This window comes from Ochrobactrum sp. XJ1 (genome assembly GCF_024701725.1).
Taxonomy (GTDB): Bacteria; Pseudomonadota; Alphaproteobacteria; order Rhizobiales; family Rhizobiaceae; genus Brucella; species Brucella anthropi.
In genome coordinates this window covers 182920-201613 of the sequence record NZ_VDGD01000002.1, presented here as the reverse complement: position 1 = coordinate 201613, position 18694 = coordinate 182920, and the positions used below count along the sequence as shown (strand labels likewise).

Genomic DNA, 18694 nt, shown 5'->3' with positions numbered 1-18694 from the left:
TTATCCCTTTTCGTTATGCGCGCGGAGCAGCGCCAGTATGGCAGCTGCGGTTTCCTCGATCGACCGGCGCGATACATCAATGATTGGCCAGCCGTTTCGGTTGCATATATTACGCGCATAGGCCAGTTCTTCCGAGATCGATACGCGATCCGTATAAAGACCCGTATCCAGCGACGGCACATTGCCGAGCGGCCGGTTCTGGCGGATTTGCGAAATCCGTTCAGCCGTCGCGACCAGTCCCACGATCAATGGACGCTTCGCCGTGAAAAGGACTTCGGGCAAAGGAATCCCCAGCACAATCGGAACATTGGTGGCCTTGATGCCACGATTGGCGAGATAGATGCTTGTCGGTGTCTTGGATGTGCGTGAAATGCCAACAAGAATGACGTCGGCTTCCTCAATGTCATAAGGCAATTGCCCGTCATCATGTTCCATTGTGAAATTGAGCGCGTCGATGCGCCGGAAATAATCGGCATTGAGAACATGCTGTGCGCTGGCGCGGCGATGCGCGGGCGCACCGAGATAGGATTGAAACGTGTTCAGCACCGGCTCCAGCACGGAAACGCTCGGCACACCCATTTCCGCGCAGGATTCATCGATGATCGCCGCCAGCTTCTGGTCGACAATCGTATAGAGAACGATGCCGGGTTCCGCATCGATGCCCTCAAGAACCTTGCGCAGCTGCTTTTCGGTACGGATCAGCGGATAGATGTGCTCGATGGCACGCGCATTGGCATATTGCGCCGCTGCCGCACGGCCCGCCGCGAGGAGAGTCTCTCCCGTCGCATCAGAAATAAGATGAAGATGAAAGTAGGAAAGCGGTCTGGTCACAGTTTTGTTGCCCTCCTGTTGACGGCTGTGCGTAAAGGCCGAACGTCTTCCACAAGCCATGGCAGGCCGTGGGAAACTTGGCAAGTCATCCACAGCGGGCGAACATGTGGCGAGTGGTCATCAACATGTGTGGACAAGACTCATGAAAACGCGAAATCCCATCGTAATTCCCAGCTTTTCCACAAATCCTCATGAACTGCGTCAATTGGTAACCCTTTATATTAAAAGAGGGAATTGAGTTTTCATTGTATTTGGTCAGACTATCGGTGAATGATTGCACAGGATGACATGGCAAATTCGAAACTGTGGGGAAAACAGGGACAGACCTTAATCCCCGATTCCAACAGACTCTAAGAATCAAAAGATTCCTGAATCATCCTTTCTTTATGAGAGCCGGACTGGATAACTTCAGACCAAACCGGATCGGGTAACCAACAGGGCGGATAAAAATCAGATGAAGCGCAAAGTCTTGAGAGTGATTGACGGTGAAACGGTCTTTCCACCTCCCATCTGGATGATGCGCCAGGCCGGACGCTATCTTCCCGAATATCGCGAGACGCGGAAAAAGGCGGGGAGCTTTCTCGATCTCTGCTATTCGCCCGATCTTGCTGTCGAAGTGACCCTTCAGCCGATCCGCCGGTTTGGCTTTGATGCAGCCATTCTCTTTTCAGATATTCTTGTCATTCCCCACGCCCTTGGACGTGACCTTCGCTTTGAAGAAGGCAAGGGACCTTTGATGACACCGATTGATGCGGACGAGATTTTCTGGCTCGAGACGGAAGGTGTCGCCAAAAGGCTGGAGCCGGTCTACGAGACGGTTCGGCTGCTGCGCGAGCAGTTGCCCGACGAAACCACGCTGCTGGGCTTCTGTGGCGCTCCCTGGACCGTTGCGACCTATATGATTGCCGGTCACGGCACGCCGGATCAGGCACCCGCCCGTCTTTTCGCCTATCGCTTCCCCGAAGCTTTTGAAAAGCTCCTGAACGATCTTGCCGATGTTTCTGCCGAATATCTTATCGAGCAGCTGGATGCCGGTGCTGATGCGGTTCAGATTTTCGATTCATGGTCGGGCGTTTTGGATGAGGACTGCTTTGAGCGTTTCTGCATCCGGCCCGTTGCCCGGATCGTCCAGAAGGTGAGGGCGGTTTATCCGGAGGCGCGCATCATCGGCTTCCCGAAAGGGGCAGGAATGCTTTATGCAGGCTATCGTGAAAAGACCGGTGTGGATGCGCTCGGTCTTGACTGGTCTGTTCCCTTTTCCTTTGCTGCCGCCCTTCAGGAAGAAGGCGCGATACAGGGCAATCTCGATCCGCTGCGCGTTGTAGCAGGCGGCAATGCGCTGGATGAAGGCGTGGACACCATTCTCGAACGCCTCGGCCAGGGTCCGCTGATCTTCAATCTCGGTCACGGAATCACACCGCAGGCGCCGATTGAAAATGTTCAGCGCATGATCGACCGTATTCGCGGAGGAAAATCATGAGCCAGACAGCTCCGGAAAATCGCGGCTCGGCAGTCGCCATTCGCACTGTTGTTTCGCTGGTTGTGGTCGCGCTTGGCGTCTGGGCATTGTTTCACGTGAATCCAGCCGACGCCTATCTCTGGATCAAGTCGCTGCATGTGATTGCCGTCATCGCATGGATGGCGGGGATGCTCTATCTGCCGCGCCTCTTCGTCTATCACTGTGCCGCAAAGCCTGGTTCCGAAACATCGGAGACCTTCAAGGTGATGGAGAAACGGTTGCTGCGCTTCATCATCAATCCGGCCATGATCGTGACCTGGATCGCCGGTCTCTGGATGGCTTGGGAAATCTTCGGTTTCCAGGGTGGCTGGCTGCATGCAAAACTGCTGCTGGTCGTGCTGATGTCCGGCCTGCACGGCTACCTCGCCAAGTCGACACGACTTTTTGCTGAAGACCGCAATATGCGCTCGGCCAAACACTGGCGAATCATCAATGAAGTGCCGACGATTCTGATGATTCTGATCGTCATACTGGTGATCGTTAAGCCGTTTTAATCGGAATACAGTGTCGAGAAAGAAACCCGCTCGTCGGGTTTCTGCCATTTTTCTGTTGCAGAAATTTCGCGCTATCCCTACATGAGGCTTGCTCTGCATGCTGCAAGTCAGTATGTAGGAAGCCTCTTCCCTTCAAGACAGCAGGCCTTCGATGCCGGTCACGACGTTCAGGTGGCCACCTTTCCGAACAACTGCATTTTCTCCTTACATTTTAAAAAGAGTTCCTCATCCATGCAGGAAATGAAACTACAAGAACTAAAGAACAAGACACCGGTGGAGCTGCTGGCTTTTGCCGAAACACTTGAGGTCGAAAACGCGAGCGCCATGCGCAAGCAGGAACTGATGTTCGCGATCCTCAAGAAGCTGGCGGCCCAGGACGTCGAAATTATCGGCGAGGGCGTCGTCGAGGTGCTGCAGGATGGGTTTGGCTTCCTGCGCTCTGCTGATGCCAACTACCTGCCGGGCCCAGACGATATTTATATTTCACCCTCGCAGCTGCGTCGTTTTTCTCTCAAGACCGGTGACACGGTCGAAGGTCCGATCCGCGGTCCCAAGGAAGGCGAACGTTATTTCGCGCTGCTCAAGGTCAATTCGATCAATTTCGAGGATCCGGAAAAAATCCGGCACAAGGTTCACTTCGACAATCTGACGCCGCTCTACCCGAATGAGCGCTTCAAGATGGAACTGGAAGTTCCAACTTCCAAGGATCTTTCGCCGCGTGTCATCGATCTGGTGGCACCACTCGGCAAGGGCCAGCGCGGCCTGATCGTCGCTCCGCCACGTACCGGTAAGACTGTTCTTCTCCAGAACATCGCCCATTCGATCACCGCAAATCATCCGGAATGCTATCTGATCGTTCTTCTGATCGACGAACGTCCGGAAGAAGTGACCGACATGCAGCGCTCGGTGAAGGGCGAAGTGATTTCCTCGACCTTCGACGAACCGGCAGCGCGTCACGTTCAGGTGGCTGAAATGGTCATCGAAAAGGCCAAGCGCCTTGTCGAACATGGTCGTGATGTTGTGATCCTGCTCGACTCGATCACCCGTCTGGGCCGCGCTTACAACACGGTTGTGCCGTCTTCCGGCAAGGTTCTGACCGGCGGTGTGGACGCCAATGCATTGCAGCGCCCGAAGCGTTTCTTCGGTGCTGCGCGCAATATCGAAGAAGGCGGTTCGCTGACCATCATCGCAACCGCGCTGATCGATACGGGCAGCCGTATGGACGAAGTGATCTTTGAAGAATTCAAGGGCACCGGTAACTCGGAAATCGTGCTTGACCGCAAGGTTGCCGACAAGCGCATCTTCCCGGCCATGGACATTCTCAAGTCCGGCACCCGCAAGGAAGACCTGCTCGTACCGCGCGCCGATCTCCAGAAGATCTTTGTTCTGCGCCGTATTCTCGCGCCGATGGGCACGACCGATGCGATCGAATTCCTTATCGACAAGCTCAAGCAGACCAAGAGCAATTCCGAATTCTTCGATTCGATGAATACGTAAAAATTACTCGGTTCAAACCGTTTGAGAAGCGCCGCACGGGAAACCGTTGCGGCGCTTCTTATTTCAGGATGCCTTGCCGAGGAGCAGTCGCAAAGCATCAGCATTCTGGACAGGCGGCAGACAGACATGTCCCTTGCAGAACCAGGCTGATGGATGCTCAGGCTCTGCAGTTCCCCCGGTCGGTAGCTCTACTGTCTTGCCAATCTCGAACCGCACGAACTTGTCTACGCGTCTTGGGTCTGGATTTCGATTCGCTGTCGAAACAAGTTCTCCGGCGTTATCGTCTGTGGCCACAACAAGAGAAAGTGGTTCAGCTGCAAAACGGGCCGCATTCAATATTCCAATTTGCCCATACTGCTGTGCGAAGGCTCGGCCAAGCGCCTGTTCGATCAGCTTCTCATTGCTTTGATAGAGATCGATATTGCCCGTCGCCAGAAACAGTCTTGTCAGTGCTTCGATGATCTGGCTGGTCGCGCTCGGTATTGCTTCATCATAATCGCCATAAGTGTGCAGGATGACGTCATCAGCGTCCAGCGCCGACAGGCGATAATTACCGGCACCATCGCGATGGCTGTCATCGAGCGCCTTTTTGAGTTTCAATGCGTCATCGATATAAACCCATTCGCCCGTTGCCTCATAGAGGGCTATAGCTGCGTTGATCATCGATGCATAATCGGTCGAAAGGGCAGGGTAGAGAAGAGAGTTTTCCATGCGGCAATGTGCGATGCGGCCATCACGAAAACTGCTCGCTATGGAGCGATAGGCATCAACCGCGAGGTCGATCCAGTCCTGTCTTCCAAAACTCCGACCTGCTTCGGCCAATGCCCGGATAGCAAGTCCGTTCCAGTCGGTCAGTGCTTTTTCATCGCATCCGGGCCGTACCCGCAATTCACGACGTGCCAGCAGTTTTTGCCGCGATGTTTCGATCAATGGCGGCAGGATTGCATCACCATCGACGGCATCAAGGCGGTTCAGAATGTTCTGGCCTTCCCAGTTTCCACCCGCTGTGACGCCGTAATAGTCCTTGAAGGCTTCGCTATCGTTGCCAAGCGCCTGATCGATTTCCTGCTCGCTCCAGACGTAAAACCGTCCTTCTTCGCCTTCGCTGTCGGCATCGAGGCTGGATGCAAAACTTCCGTCGGACAAACGCATTTCACGGATCAACCAATCGATAGTTTCTTCGATTCGTAAACGAAACAAATCATTTCCGGTTTCGGCGAAAGCGTAATTCGCATGTCGAATGAATTGAGCATTGTCGTAGAGCATTTTTTCAAAATGCGGGACCAGCCAATTGGCATCGGTGGAATAGCGGCAAAGCCCACCACCCAGATGGTCGTAAATCCCGCCCTGCAGCATCACCTTGAGAGACAGGAGGAAATTGTCCCGATGCGTCTCATTACGCTCGTAGAGCCAAGAGAGCCACAGATTGTCCATGAAAGGCGCGTTGGGGAATTTCGGTGCTCCTTCTATTCCGCCCCGGACCGGATCAATCAGGCTGTTGATGCGTGTCGCAATCTCGTCAAATCGTTCGGCTTCGTTCACCACCGGCGCGATCTGCGCTGCCAGCCTGCCTTCGAGATGATCGAACACAGCCTGCGCATTATGGTTAATTTTTTCTTTATCCTTATTCCAAAGGTTATTAACCGCATGCAGCACATCGACAAAGCCGGGCATGTTGTGGCGCTTGTGCGGGGGAAAGTAGGTTCCTCCCCAGAAGGGCTTGCCATCTGGCCTCAAAAACATGGTGAGCGGCCAGCCGCCCTGTTGCCCCATCGCTCCTAGCGCAGCCATATATATCTGGTCTATGTCGGGCCGTTCCTCGCGGTCCACTTTCACATTGACGAACAAGGCATTCATTACTTCCGCCACATCGGGATTTTCAAAGGACTCATGCGCCATGACGTGACACCAGTGGCAGGCCGCATAGCCAACCGAAAGCAGAATGGGCCGGTCGAGCTCCTTCGCAGCATCCAACGCCTCTTTACCCCACGGCTGCCAGTGAACAGGATTATTGGCGTGCTGGCGCAGATAGGCACTCGGTTCTTCGGCAAGGCGGTTACTGCCAGCAAGGCGATTGCGGTCTAACTCTGTCATAAGGCTTTTCTTTCACTGCACGAATGAATATGCCATTCCATCAGCATCCGTTTGGTTGCTTTCGTCCTTATTGATTATAGGTCAGGAAATGAAATGAGCGAGATCGCTTCCCTTCAAGATACGATTTTTGCTTTATCGAGCGGGCGTCTGCCATCCGGCGTTGCTGTGGTACGCATTTCCGGCCCAAAAGTTCGATTCGTACTCGAAACTATAGTCGGCTCGATACCGACACCACGATATGCAGCCTACAAGCTATTCCGTAGCCGAAATGGTGACCCAATCGACCGTGGACTGGCGCTTTTCTTCCCTGGACCGAACAGTTTTACCGGCGAAGATTGCGCCGAATTTCATTTGCATGGCGGCAAAGCAGTCGTTGAGAAGCTCTTGTCGGAAATGGGAGAGCTGCATGGTTGCCGTATAGCGGAAGCTGGAGAGTTTACGCGACGTGCTTTTTCCAATGGCAAGATGGACTTGACGATCGCCGAAGGTCTCGCGGATCTGATCGCCGCAGAAACCGAGGGACAGAGGCGGCTTGCTTTGCAGGTTGCATCGGGCACGCAGCGTGAGCTTTACACGGAATGGCGTCAACGTTTGTTGCGCGCGCGCGCCTTTATTGAAGCGGAACTCGACTTTGCAGATGAAAGCGATGTTCCAGGTTCCGTATCGGAGCAGGTCTGGCAGTCACTGACACTGTTAAAGAGTGAGATCGAGAACCATATAGCGAGCGGGAAGCGTGCTTCGATGTTGCGCGACGGACTGCATGTCGTGATTGTTGGTGCGCCGAATGCCGGTAAATCCAGCCTGCTGAACTTTCTGGCCGGGCGGGAAGTAGCGATCATCTCGGAAGAGGCGGGAACGACCCGCGATCTTCTGGAAGTCAAACTCGATCTGGGCGGCATCCCGGTATACGTGACAGACACGGCAGGTTTGCGGGAGACTGATAGTTCCGTCGAGAAGATCGGGATTGAACGGGCCCGCGCGCGTATGGTTGATGCCGATCTGGTTCTGCTGCTTGAAGATATGAACGATCCTATAGCCGTCGCTTCCGACGAAATACCGGAAGCTTTATGGAAAATCGGTACAAAAGCTGATCTGAATGCTGAATCTGCCGATCGCTGGACCTACCGCATTTCAACAAAAACTGGCGAAGGACTGGACCAATTACTCACGAATCTGCAGAATTTCGCGGAAGAACAGATAGGCCAGATTGAGGATGCCGTGCCCACGCGGCAGAGACATATCAACCTTCTGCGATCTACCGTCACCGAGATCGATAGAGCAATAAACGGTACAAACCTTCCGCTTGAACTCCGCGCAGAGAACATGCGCCTTGCATCCCAATATCTCGGACGTATTACTGGTGACGTCGATGTGGAGGAGATTTTGGACGTTATTTTCTCTCAGTTCTGCATCGGAAAATGATTCACGTGAAACACGGGCCGATTGATCCTGAAAATTGTTTCACGTGAAACATCTGTGGAATCTCGCCAAGGTGATTGACTCACTCCTTCATCCGTGAGTCGGCTCGTCGCCGAGATTTGATCAAGTCGACGACCAATTTGATCTTCCGTTTCAAGCCTATTCGTGTCAAAGAGACATCTTTCAGAAACGGATTCGAGTTGCGTCAGGATGAACCAAATGAGTTCGACCGAAGCCACAGTCTTTGATGTCATTGTGATCGGCGGCGGCCACGCAGGATGCGAGGCCGCTTCAGCGGCTGCGCGCGCCGGCGCCAGAACTGCGCTTGTAACACATCGCTTTGATACTATTGGCGTTATGTCTTGCAATCCTGCCATTGGCGGGCTGGGAAAAGGGCATCTTGTGCGTGAGATCGATGCACTCGATGGCTTGATGGGGCGTGTCGCGGATGAAGCTGGTATCCAGTTTCGTCTACTGAATCGCCGAAAAGGGCCTGCTGTTCGCGGACCTCGAACCCAGGCTGACCGCAAGCTTTATCGGCTTGCCATGCAGAAGATGATCGCGGCCCAGGACAATCTATTTGTTGTCGAAGGCGGCGCGCACGACCTTCGGGAAGAACACGGACGCATCACCGGGGTTGTTTTGTCCGATGGGCGGACCCTGTCATGTGGCGCTGTCGTTCTGACAACCGGCACGTTCCTGAATGGGTTGATCCATATTGGGGAAAAGAAGATTCCAGCTGGCCGCATGGGCGAAAAGCCAGCGCTTGGTCTTTCCGAACGCCTGACCTCGTTCGGCTTTGCGCTTGGGCGTCTCAAGACAGGCACGCCGCCACGACTGGATGGGCGTACTATTGATTGGCAAAGCCTTGACATGCAGTCCGCCGATGAGGAGCCTGTGCCGTTCTCTCTCATGACGGATCGGATCACCACACCGCAGATTGATTGTGGCATTACCCGCACAACGCCGGAAACCCACGCTGTCATTCGGGCCAATCTGCATCGTTCGGCTATGTATTCTGGTTCGATCGAGGGCATTGGTCCCCGTTACTGCCCCTCAGTTGAAGATAAGATCGTCAAGTTCGGCGACCGTGACGGCCACCAGATATTCCTCGAGCCGGAAGGGCTGGACGACGATACCGTTTATCCAAACGGTATTTCGACATCGCTTCCGGAGGATGTGCAGCTCGACATATTGAAGACCATACCGGGGCTTGAGAAAGCCGCTATGCTGCAGCCCGGATATGCGATTGAATATGATTTCATTGATCCGCGTGAGTTGAAGCGCAGCCTTGAAACCCGGAAAGTTACCGGTCTGTTTCTGGCGGGGCAGATCAACGGCACGACTGGCTATGAAGAAGCGGGCGCACAAGGCTTGCTCGCGGGCATCAATGCCGCGCGTCGAGCTTCTGGTGGCGATCCTGTCATTATCCAGCGCACGGAAGCCTATATCGGCGTCATGGTTGATGATCTGACGTCACGCGGGGTCAGCGAACCTTATCGCATGTTTACATCACGTGCAGAATTTCGTCTGTCGCTTCGCGCGGATAATGCCGATCAGCGCCTGACGCCACTGGCGGACAAGCTCGGTATATTGGGGCACGCACGTAAGGAACGATTTGAAGCGCGGGAAACGGCGTTGGATGAGGCGCGGTCATTGACACAGTCACTGACCATTACGCCCAATCTGGCCAGCCGTTACGATCTGCGTCTCAATCAGGATGGCGTGCGCCGTTCGGCCTATGATCTTCTGTCCTACCCGGAGATTGATCTGGATCGGTTGAAGTCGATCTGGCCTGAACTCGGAGCTGTCGATCCGGCAACGCGGGAAGCGCTGGAGATCGAGGCTCAATATGCCGTCTATATGGATCGGCAGAAGAGCGACATTGCAGTGATGGAGCGCGAGGAGCAACTGCTCATTCCAGCAGGGTTGGACATTGATGGAATATCCGGTCTTTCCAATGAGTTGAAGCATAAGCTCAAGCAGCGCAAGCCGGAAACAATTGCCGAGGCGCAGCGCGTTGACGGGATGACACCGGCAGCACTGGCGCTCCTTATCGCACAGATCAAGAAATTCGGATATCGCCAACGGGCTGCATCGGAATTGTCTGAAGGGCAGGGCGCTGCATGAGCGCCGATACTCGCTTTGAAAGTCTGAAAGCAATCGTTCCCGCTGTTTCACGTGAAACAGCGAACCGCCTGACCGCCTTTGAAGACTTGTTCCGCAAATGGTCGAAGGCGATCAATCTTGCGTCCCCCTCTACTCTGAACGAGTTGTGGACCCGTCATATTCTGGATAGTGCACAGCTATTTCCCTTGGCGAGTGACGCCAAACACTGGCTGGATATTGGTTCTGGCGGCGGATTTCCGGGCATTGTGACGGCCTGTTTCCTCGCCGAGCAACCAGGCGGCGCTATCGATCTTATTGAGAGCGCAGGGAAAAAGGCGGCGTTCCTGCGCACTGCAGCGGGACATTTGCACGTACCGGCGCGGGTCCATTCCGCCCGCATTGAAGCGATGTGGGAGAAAATTGAAACACCACAAGTGGTTACGGCACGCGCATTGGCGTCGCTGAACGATCTTTTCGGTCTGACGGAGCTGTGGCTGACCAATGGCGCCAAAGCTCTCTTCCAAAAAGGTCGGGATTATCAGCGCGAGATAGACGAAAGCCGTGTCGGTTGGAGTTTCGATCTGGTACAACATCAAAGTGCTATCGATCAGGCTTCGGTCATACTCGAAATCACCAATCTTCGGCGCAAAATCGCTTGATGGCTGGAAATTTCGAAGGGGCGGGCAGCAGCAAGGCGACGGTGATGAACAAAATGTCCAGAATCATAACCATTGCAAACCAGAAAGGCGGCGTGGGTAAAACTACCACCGCCATCAATCTGGCTACGGCATTGGCGGCTATCGGCGAGACGGTACTGATTGTCGATCTCGATCCGCAGGGCAACGCCAGCACCGGTTTGGGTATTGATCGCCGCAACCGGCCTTTGTCTTCCTATGACGTGCTGACGCAGGAATCGTCGGTTCCTGATGCTGCAATGCCAACCGATGTTCCCAATCTGCATATCGTACCATCGACGCTGGATCTTCTTGGCATTGAAATGGAAATTGCGCAGTCGGCCGATCGTACACGGCGCTTGCGTGATGCTTTGCGGTTCGATTCCTCCGTGTCGGAGCGATTCTCCTATGTGCTTGTCGATTGCCCACCGTCGCTCAATCTTCTGACGTTGAACGCCATGGCTGCAGCCGATTCCGTTCTGGTGCCGCTGCAATGCGAGTTCTTTGCTCTGGAAGGCTTGAGCCAGCTTTTGCAGACGGTCGATCAGGTGCGGTCGTCGATCAATGCCGAGCTTTCGATCCAGGGTATTGTGCTGACCATGTTCGACAGCCGCAACAATCTCGCTGCGCAAGTGGTGGATGATGTTCGCGCTTTCATGGGTGAGAAGGTCTATCGTACTGTCATTCCGCGTAATGTGCGCGTCTCGGAAGCACCATCACACGGTAAACCGGCAATTCTCTACGATTTGAAATGCGCCGGCAGTCAGGCCTATTTGCAACTCGCATCGGAAGTTATCCAGCGCGAGCGACAATTGCAGGCCGCTTAAACCAATCGATTCGACGACGAAACAATTCAGGAATAAGCCGAACGATGAATGATGATCCTTCAAAAAAGCGCCTTGGCCGCGGATTAGCGGCGCTGATCGGTGAAATCGACCGCCCTGCCGAAGAGCGTAAGGCACCTGTTCCCATCGAACGGAATGTTCCGATTGAATTCGTTACGCGCAATCCGCGCAATCCGCGTCGCATGTTCTCAGAAGGTGACTTGGAGGATCTGGCGCAGTCGATCAAGGAACATGGCGTCGTACAGCCGATCGTCGTGCGACCGGCACCAGGGCAGCCGGACCGGTTCGAATTGATTGCTGGTGAGCGTCGCTGGCGCGCTTCGCAGCGGGCCGGTGTCGATACGATCCCGGTTATTGTTCGTGACGTCGACGATCGTGTCGCACTTGAGATCGCGATCATCGAAAACGTGCAGCGCGCCGACCTGAATGCGGTCGAAGAAGCGTTGGGATATCAACAGCTTATCGATAATCACGACTATACGCAGAATGATCTGGCACAGGTGATCGGCAAGAGCCGCAGCCATGTCGCCAATACGTTGCGCCTGCTGAAATTGCCGCAACCCGTGCAGGATTTCATTGTCGATGGTGCGCTTTCGGCAGGTCATGCTCGAAGTCTGATCACGATGGAAAACCCGACCGCACTGGCTGAGCGGATTGTCAAAGATGGTCTGTCGGTACGCCAGGTGGAAGCGCTTGCGCAGGCGGAAGCACGCGGTGGTGCGGAAGCCAAGCCCGGTAAAGCAGGACCTGTTGAGAAAGATGCCGACACCAAAGCACTCGAAAAGCTGCTTTCTGATGTTACTGGCATGAAGGTTGAGATCAATCATCGTGATCGCGGCGGTGAGGTCAAGATTCGATATAGTTCTCTTGAGCAACTCGACGAGATTTGCCGCCGGCTTCAGAGCTGATCTTTTATCTGAATAGTTGAACATAAAAGCTCGTTGCATTTCATTGCGGCGAGCTTTTTCATTTACAGCAGCCAAACCAACACAACACCTATATTGTAACGCGATGCGGAGAACTGGCTTAGTCAGGCTGCAAAGCCCACCGCTATTTGTTCCAACAAGTACATGAATAGATATGATCACCGCCGCGTCAAAAGGCAATTATGATCTGTCATCGCTTCAAGTTAGAGGCCGCAGTCAAACAGCGCTCCCACAGCATAACTCGTAACTTTATGAACCATTTTGTTTCGCAGCCGCTCGTCAGTTCGACCGGTGGCTGTTTCGTTTGGAAGCGAATTGCGCTAGTGAGTGGCAATGGCGCAGAAGAAAGCAAACGAAGTCGATAGTTTTCTGGCAAGGCCGACGAGTTCGTTTCCGGTCGTGCTGCTTTACGGCCCCGACAAGGGGCTGGTGAGCGAGCGTGCGCGCCGTTTTGCCGAAGCAAGCAAACTTCCGCTGGACGACCCGTTCGCCGTCATTCGCATGGAAGCGGATGAGATCGAAGCCGACCCGGCGAAACTCGCCGATGAAGCTCGCACCATCTCTATGTTCGGTGGCCAGCGCCTGATCTGGATCAAGAATGCCGCAGGCCAGAAGAAGCTGGCGGAAGCGATCAAGCTGCTTGCGACCGAACCGCCACTTGAGACATTCGTTCTGGTCGAAGCCGGAGATCTCAAGAAAGGCGCGGGTCTGCGCAGCGCTGTCGAGAATGCTTCCGCAGGTATGGCCTTGCCCTGCTATTCCGACGACAGCCGGGGTATTGATGGTGTCATTGATGACGTTCTGGCGGAATGGAAGATGCAGATCACACTCGACGGGCGGCAGCTGCTGCGGGCAAGTCTGGGCGGTGATCGTCTCGCCACGCGGGGTGAACTCGAAAAGCTCTGCCTCTATGCGCGCGGCAAGGAGCGGATCGATATAGACGATGTGCGTGAAGCGGTGGGCGATGTTGCCGGTCTTTCCACCGACGAGGTGATCGATGCGGTTTTGGCTGGCGATCTTCCGCGTTTCGAAGTCTCCTTCGACCGTGTCGTGAAATCCGGCACCGCGCCGTTTCTCCTGCTCAACACGGCGATGCGCCAGTTTCAGCAGGTACAGACCTTGCGCCACATTGCCGATACCGAGCGTAAAAGCGCGTCCGTCGTTGTGGCTGCGGCTCGTCCGCCAATCTTCTTCAACCGTAAGAAACTGGTCGAGAATTCAGTAAGCCGCTGGACCGGCGAAAGCCTCGCGCGCGTTATGGAGCGCCTGCAGCGTGCCGTTCTCGAAAGCCGCCAAAATGCGGCGCTCGCTATCCCCATCATCCGCCAATGTCTGCTGGCAATCAGCGTCGAGTCACTTCGAAACGCTCGGCGTTAAAGTCTGTTCGAAGTTCTGTTGCGATTAATGTAGGCCGAGATCGGCCTCGATTGCGGGTTTGCCACATCCCAATTTCGAGCTGCTACGCTTAGCAGCTCGAAACCATGATCAAATTGAGCAATAGTTTTCATCCGCCTCATAAGCCGGATGACTTGGTGCTGCATGGTTATCGAAGCCTAGGACAGATTAAGAACAATATCATATTCCGGTCGGGTGACCTATTCCAAGCCGAACATTTTTATCTGATGGCTAATGTAAAAAAGCAAGAATTATGAATTCTTCTTCAAAGAAAGAGAAATAATGAAAATATATACCAAGTGGAGCCCATTCGAAACCCAAGTTTATGACCAATCGTGTGGAGATGATCAAGAAATAGATACTGATTTCAGTAAAAATGTCGGCGCTGGATTTATCATGGATGCTGAAGGAAAATCATTAACTCTGAGTACCAATTCTGACGTTTACTGGCCTGACTCCGAAAGCGATCCTGATACTTTCATCGACACAGTCACAGAGTTTGGCATTTTGTCTGGCCACTTTGCGTTAACCCAGCGCACGAGTGGCGCATTATGCCTGGGAAATGAGCGTTCTTTCAGCTTAACTCTACAGCGTGAAGGTTCGATGGTTTTGGAACACCCTGGTGTTCAAATGGAGACGAGATCGCGCGGCGAGTATGGTAGTGTGCGGGTTGAAATGTATGATGCTTCACAGCTGACTTTCTCAGGGCTCAATATTTTCTGGGGGGGAGAGTTTTCTGTCTATGACAATGCCAGACTAAATTTCTTCGAAGAACACGTAACGCCTTACACTGGCCTAACGAAACTGTATGACACATCGGAATTCAATCTCTCTACGAATAGGATTTATGCAAGCAACTCACCCGAGAGGGAATGGCGAATTTCTCTTGCCGATGGTTCGCCGCAGTTAAATGTTCTGGCTCAGACAAGTGGAGGAGATCCTCTTCAGACCCAGAATGAAGCGGCACCGTATCCAGAAGCAATTCTGGATTTTGGTGCAAGCTCCAGAGGGACTATTGCTATTGATATGCCTGACGCTAACGCATTCATGTTAACTCTCTTGGATAGCAGAAAGACGTTTTCCGTTAACGGAAAGCCCGTTTACGTCGGCAATAGCAGTCAATTTAATCACAGTTTTCAAAATGGTGTACAGAGAAACGGTTTTACGACCGGCGTCATGACTATCACCAAGATAAGATAGAAAATAAGAGCTCAGCCGTATCAAATGGGGCATCTGCTCCATGTCCGGCTTCAAGTCCGAAGCCGCCGCCAGCCTTATGCTTTCCGGCGTCGAGTCCATTCATATAATGGCTGGCAGCAAGGCATCTTTGCACCAGATGCCTATGTAGAATGAAAAGTCGGCGACGCACAGCGGAACAGCGGTTGCAATACTGCGCTGCGCGCCGTCAACACGAGGTTCCTATTCGATCAGCAGCGCATCGTCATCGAGCGTCTGGCCGCGCACCTTGCGGAACATTTCGATGAGGTCTTCCACACCCAGCGTCTTGCGCTTGTCGCCGGTCACGTCGAGCAGGATCTTGCCGCCATGCAGCATGATCGTGCGGTCGCCATAATCGAGCGCCTGCCGCATGGAATGGGTGACCATCAGCGCGGTCAGCTTATTCTCGGCAATCAGCGTCCGGGTCAGTTCCATGACGAATTCGGCCATGCCGGGATCAAGCGCTGCTGTATGCTCATCGAGCAGCAGTACTTCCGAACCGGAAAGCGTCGCCATGATCAGTGACAGGGCCTGACGCTGGCCGCCGGAGAGAAGTTCCATGCGGTCCTGCATACGGTTTTCCAGCCCCAGATTGAGGCTCGCCACACGCTCGCGAAACCATGCGCGACGCTTGGAATTGAGCGCGTGGGTGAGGCCGCGCGTCTTGCCGCGCGAAGCAGCCAGCGCGAGGTTTTCCTCGATTGACAGCGTACCGCAGCTGCCTGCCAGCGGGTCCTGGAACACGCGGGCGACAAGACCGGCCCGCTCGGCAGTGGGCTTGCGGGTCACATCCTTGCCACTGATGACCACTTTGCCAGCGGTGGGGATCACATCGCCTGCAAGAACACCCAGCATCGTGGATTTGCCTGCGCCGTTCGATCCGATGACCGTGACGAAGGAACCCTGATCCATGGTCAGGTTGATCTTGTTCAAGACCTGCTTTTCGAGCGGAGTGCCGCGACCGAACACGACATCGAGATTGGAAAGTTCGATCATGCCGATGCTCCTCCGCGACGCAGGCGCGGCAATATCAGGGCGAAGGTAACGAGAAGGGCGGTCGCAATGTTGAGATCGGATGCCTGCAGGCCAAGAACGTCACCATTCGAAAGCGCAAACTGGATGGCGATACGATAGATGATCGAGCCGAGCACACAGCCAATCAGGATCACCAGAATGAAACGGCTGCGCAACAGCGTTTCACCGATGATGACCGCTGCAAGGCCGACCACGATGGTGCCGACGCCGGAGGTCACATCGGCAAAGCCGTTGGTCTGTGCGAAGAGCGAGCCACCGAGCGCCACCAGTGCGTTCGACAGCGCCATGCCGAGATAGATCTGCCTGTCGGTGCGAACGCCCTGTGCACGCGCCATTCTCGGATTGGCGCCGGTTGCGCGCATGGCAAGACCCATATCGCTTTCCAGAAAGCGCCAGACGACAAATACCGCAATGGCGACCAGCACGAAAAGGAACAGCGGACGTACATAATATTCGGGAATGCCGTGTCCGAAGAACGGCGTCAGCATGGTGTCCTGATTGATGAGCGCGATGTTCGGACGCCCCATGACGCGCAGATTGACGGAGAACAGCGCGATCATGGTCAGAATGGAGGCGAGAAGATTGAGAATCTTGAAACGCACGTTCAGCGTCGCGGTCACAAGCCCGGCAGCAGCACCCGCAACCATGGCGATGGCTGCCGCCAGCCAGGCATTCATTCCCGCCAGAATCAGTACACCGGTTACGGCAGCGCCCAGCGGAAACGAACCGTCAACCGTCAGATCGGGGAAATCGAGGACGCGGAACGCCAGATAGACGCCGATGGCTACAAATGCGAAGACGAGGCCCAATTCGACCGCACCCCAGAAGGCGATCTGACTCACAATGTCATTCCTTGTTTCTCGCCGTGACCAAAACGAAAGATCGCCGCTTCAGCGCGGCCAGCTTCAGTCACGACCGGTTTTGTTCTGAGTTCGCTTCCGGTGAAACTGTCACCTGAAACATTTCCCCGGTTTATGCCCACAGAGTGAACTTGCTCCTGCCGACCGCAAATGCACCCTCAATTTCATTTGCCGCAATGACTACGGTTGTTCTTGTCATATCGTTTTCGGGATACAACGCAAAAAGCCGCAGTGCGCAAGCATTATCACTGCAAATGCACCCAAAAATACCATTCCGGGGGAGCACCGTTGCAAGAATTCACTCTGCACTGGGTGAGCCTTAAGGCTCACCCAGGCTATGTTGCAAGGGCGATTTGTCTGCTTTCTGGTGCTCGCGCACCTTTAAGTACACTCCGCTCCAGTACCCGAATATCTCCATTTTCACACATGTCGTTTTTGATTCAGGCTCCTAGTACATCGATAGACAAAGGCCCGTGCTTAGGTCCTTCTGTTTATGCCAGCTGTCCGATCAAATATGTGTGTGGCTTATCCAATTTATTGGAGTTTGAGAAATACCTTTTGGTATATATAATGAATTTTAGTAATGTAGTTTTATCGAATAAATACCGTATTCATATACTAACATATAGTATTTCTATTTTTTTATAATTAGAGAGCATAACAAAAATTGTGAAACGGTTTTCTGGAAAGATGTGCGTTAAAAAAATAGCTAGAGTGTCGATCTGATTCGATCAGATAGAAAATTTCTCTATTATAATTTACTATTACTGAGGAATAAATGGTCTTTAAAGATATTTTAATTTTGAATTTTATATTATTTTTATGAGAGAATTAAAAAAACACATATTTTTTATAATAAAAATTATATTTTCGGAAAATAATACATTCAGTTTTTGGTATTTCATTAACTTTCATGGCATTGCAGTTTCCAACTGGAAATTCTTTTGCTCAAAGTGAGCACTATGATTACAAGTTCCAGGTTGGGAAACCAGTTGATACTAAAGTAATACTTCCCGGCGAGCACGGAAGTGCTACTTGGTATCCTTGTAATTATAAAAATGATTGCGATGAAATTCCGGGTTTGAAATACCGCACAGATAATTCCAAATTAGGTTATATTGAAGGAACTCCAACAAAAGCTGGAGATTACCTTTTTTCCTTCTTCCAAAATAAAGTATTTGGTAATGAATATGCATATGTTGGCGTTCATGTTGACCCAGCCGATGTGGTCATCACGACAGCGAGCCTTTCGCCGGGCCGGATCGGTGTCACCTATCCTGCAACCACGCTTGCAGCCACAGGTGGCAGCGGAGCTTACACGTGGTCTGCGAACAAGCTGCCGGCCGATCTGACGCTTGACGCAACGAGCGGTATCATCACAGGCACGCCCACCGAGGCGGGCAGTTTTGACGTGAAGGTCACCGCGACCGACAAGGAAGGCCACGAGGGCCATATGACCTATACGCTGGTCATTGCTGCCGCGCCCACGATTGAAATTACACCGAAAGCGCTGCCGGCTGGCAAGATCAATCAGGTCTATGCCGAGACCACCTTGACCGTCAGCGGCGGCACCGCACCTTACACCTATAAGGTTGAAGGTCTGCCGGAAGGCTTGAGCCTCACCGGAGACAAGATCGCAGGCACGCCCACCGAGGCGCGCAGTTTTGACGTGAAGGTCACCGCGACCGACAAGGAAGGCTACGAGGGCCATATGACCTATACGCTGGTCATTGCTGCCGCGCCCACGATTGAAATTACACCGAAAGCGCTGCCGGCTG

General features: G+C 53.5%; 15 protein-coding genes. 11 read left to right on the top strand and 4 right to left on the bottom strand.

Annotated features, from left to right (window positions below; genetic code table 11):
- The gene (locus FG152_RS03770; RefSeq protein ID WP_029926309.1) at positions 1 to 831 is read right to left on the bottom strand and encodes a pyruvate, water dikinase regulatory protein; all 831 of its coding nucleotides are present in this window, start codon (positions 829 to 831) and stop codon (positions 1 to 3) included.
- A gap of 454 nt (positions 832 to 1285) precedes the next feature.
- Between FG152_RS03770 and hemE the strand changes: the two genes are divergently transcribed.
- The 3 genes from hemE (at position 1286) to rho (ending at position 4341) form a co-directional block, all read left to right on the top strand.
- On the top strand, positions 1286 to 2311 hold the full coding sequence (gene hemE / locus FG152_RS03765; RefSeq protein ID WP_010657652.1) for a uroporphyrinogen decarboxylase: 1026 nt from the start codon (positions 1286 to 1288) through the stop codon (positions 2309 to 2311).
- Complete coding sequence (gene hemJ / locus FG152_RS03760; RefSeq protein ID WP_010657651.1) at positions 2308 to 2844, top strand: protoporphyrinogen oxidase HemJ; 537 nt, start codon at positions 2308 to 2310, stop codon at positions 2842 to 2844. Before hemE ends, hemJ begins: the two co-directional genes overlap by 4 nt.
- A gap of 231 nt (positions 2845 to 3075) precedes the next feature.
- Positions 3076 to 4341, top strand: a complete 1266-nt coding sequence (gene rho / locus FG152_RS03755; RefSeq protein WP_012091070.1) for a transcription termination factor Rho — start codon at positions 3076 to 3078, stop codon at positions 4339 to 4341.
- Between the two features lie 63 nt (positions 4342 to 4404).
- Here rho and FG152_RS03750 read toward each other — a convergent pair whose 3' ends face one another.
- Entirely contained in the window at positions 4405 to 6435 is a 2031-nt protein-coding gene (locus FG152_RS03750) for a thioredoxin domain-containing protein (RefSeq protein WP_498985304.1), read from the bottom strand.
- Positions 6436 to 6528: 93 nt separating this feature from the next.
- On the opposite strand from FG152_RS03750, the gene mnmE reads away from it, so the two are divergent.
- The 7 genes from mnmE to FG152_RS03715 all read left to right on the top strand — a co-directional run bounded on the left by mnmE (position 6529) and on the right by FG152_RS03715 (position 15003).
- Positions 6529 to 7857 (top strand): tRNA uridine-5-carboxymethylaminomethyl(34) synthesis GTPase MnmE, encoded by a 1329-nt coding sequence (mnmE, locus tag FG152_RS03745; RefSeq protein WP_029926313.1) that lies wholly within the window; start codon positions 6529 to 6531, stop codon positions 7855 to 7857.
- A gap of 216 nt (positions 7858 to 8073) precedes the next feature.
- Positions 8074 to 9984 (top strand): tRNA uridine-5-carboxymethylaminomethyl(34) synthesis enzyme MnmG, encoded by a 1911-nt coding sequence (gene mnmG, locus FG152_RS03740; RefSeq protein ID WP_278526267.1) that lies wholly within the window; start codon positions 8074 to 8076, stop codon positions 9982 to 9984.
- Complete coding sequence (rsmG, locus tag FG152_RS03735) at positions 9981 to 10622, top strand: 16S rRNA (guanine(527)-N(7))-methyltransferase RsmG (RefSeq protein WP_029926317.1); 642 nt, start codon at positions 9981 to 9983, stop codon at positions 10620 to 10622. Before mnmG ends, rsmG begins: the two co-directional genes overlap by 4 nt.
- Before the next feature lie 44 nt (positions 10623 to 10666).
- Positions 10667 to 11464 (top strand): ParA family protein, encoded by a 798-nt coding sequence (locus tag FG152_RS03730; protein ID WP_010657645.1) that lies wholly within the window; start codon positions 10667 to 10669, stop codon positions 11462 to 11464.
- A gap of 44 nt (positions 11465 to 11508) precedes the next feature.
- Complete coding sequence (locus tag FG152_RS03725) at positions 11509 to 12390, top strand: ParB/RepB/Spo0J family partition protein (RefSeq protein ID WP_010657644.1); 882 nt, start codon at positions 11509 to 11511, stop codon at positions 12388 to 12390.
- A gap of 351 nt (positions 12391 to 12741) precedes the next feature.
- Positions 12742 to 13785, top strand: a complete 1044-nt coding sequence (gene holA / locus FG152_RS03720; RefSeq protein WP_029926319.1) for a DNA polymerase III subunit delta — start codon at positions 12742 to 12744, stop codon at positions 13783 to 13785.
- 300 nt (positions 13786 to 14085) lie between these two features.
- Complete coding sequence (locus FG152_RS03715) at positions 14086 to 15003, top strand: hypothetical protein (protein ID WP_029926321.1); 918 nt, start codon at positions 14086 to 14088, stop codon at positions 15001 to 15003.
- A gap of 219 nt (positions 15004 to 15222) precedes the next feature.
- Here FG152_RS03715 and FG152_RS03710 read toward each other — a convergent pair whose 3' ends face one another.
- On the bottom strand, positions 15223 to 16017 hold the full coding sequence (locus tag FG152_RS03710; protein ID WP_012091078.1) for an ABC transporter ATP-binding protein: 795 nt from the start codon (positions 16015 to 16017) through the stop codon (positions 15223 to 15225).
- Positions 16014 to 16898 carry an ABC transporter permease gene (locus FG152_RS03705; RefSeq protein WP_010657640.1) on the bottom strand — a complete coding sequence of 295 codons (885 nt, stop codon included), beginning with the start codon at positions 16896 to 16898 and terminating at the stop codon, positions 16014 to 16016. Before FG152_RS03705 ends, FG152_RS03710 begins: the two co-directional genes overlap by 4 nt.
- A gap of 1243 nt (positions 16899 to 18141) precedes the next feature.
- Here FG152_RS03705 and FG152_RS03700 point away from each other — a divergent pair.
- A partial coding sequence (locus FG152_RS03700; protein ID WP_498985300.1) for a putative Ig domain-containing protein occupies positions 18142 to 18694 on the top strand: 553 nt, incomplete at its 3' end.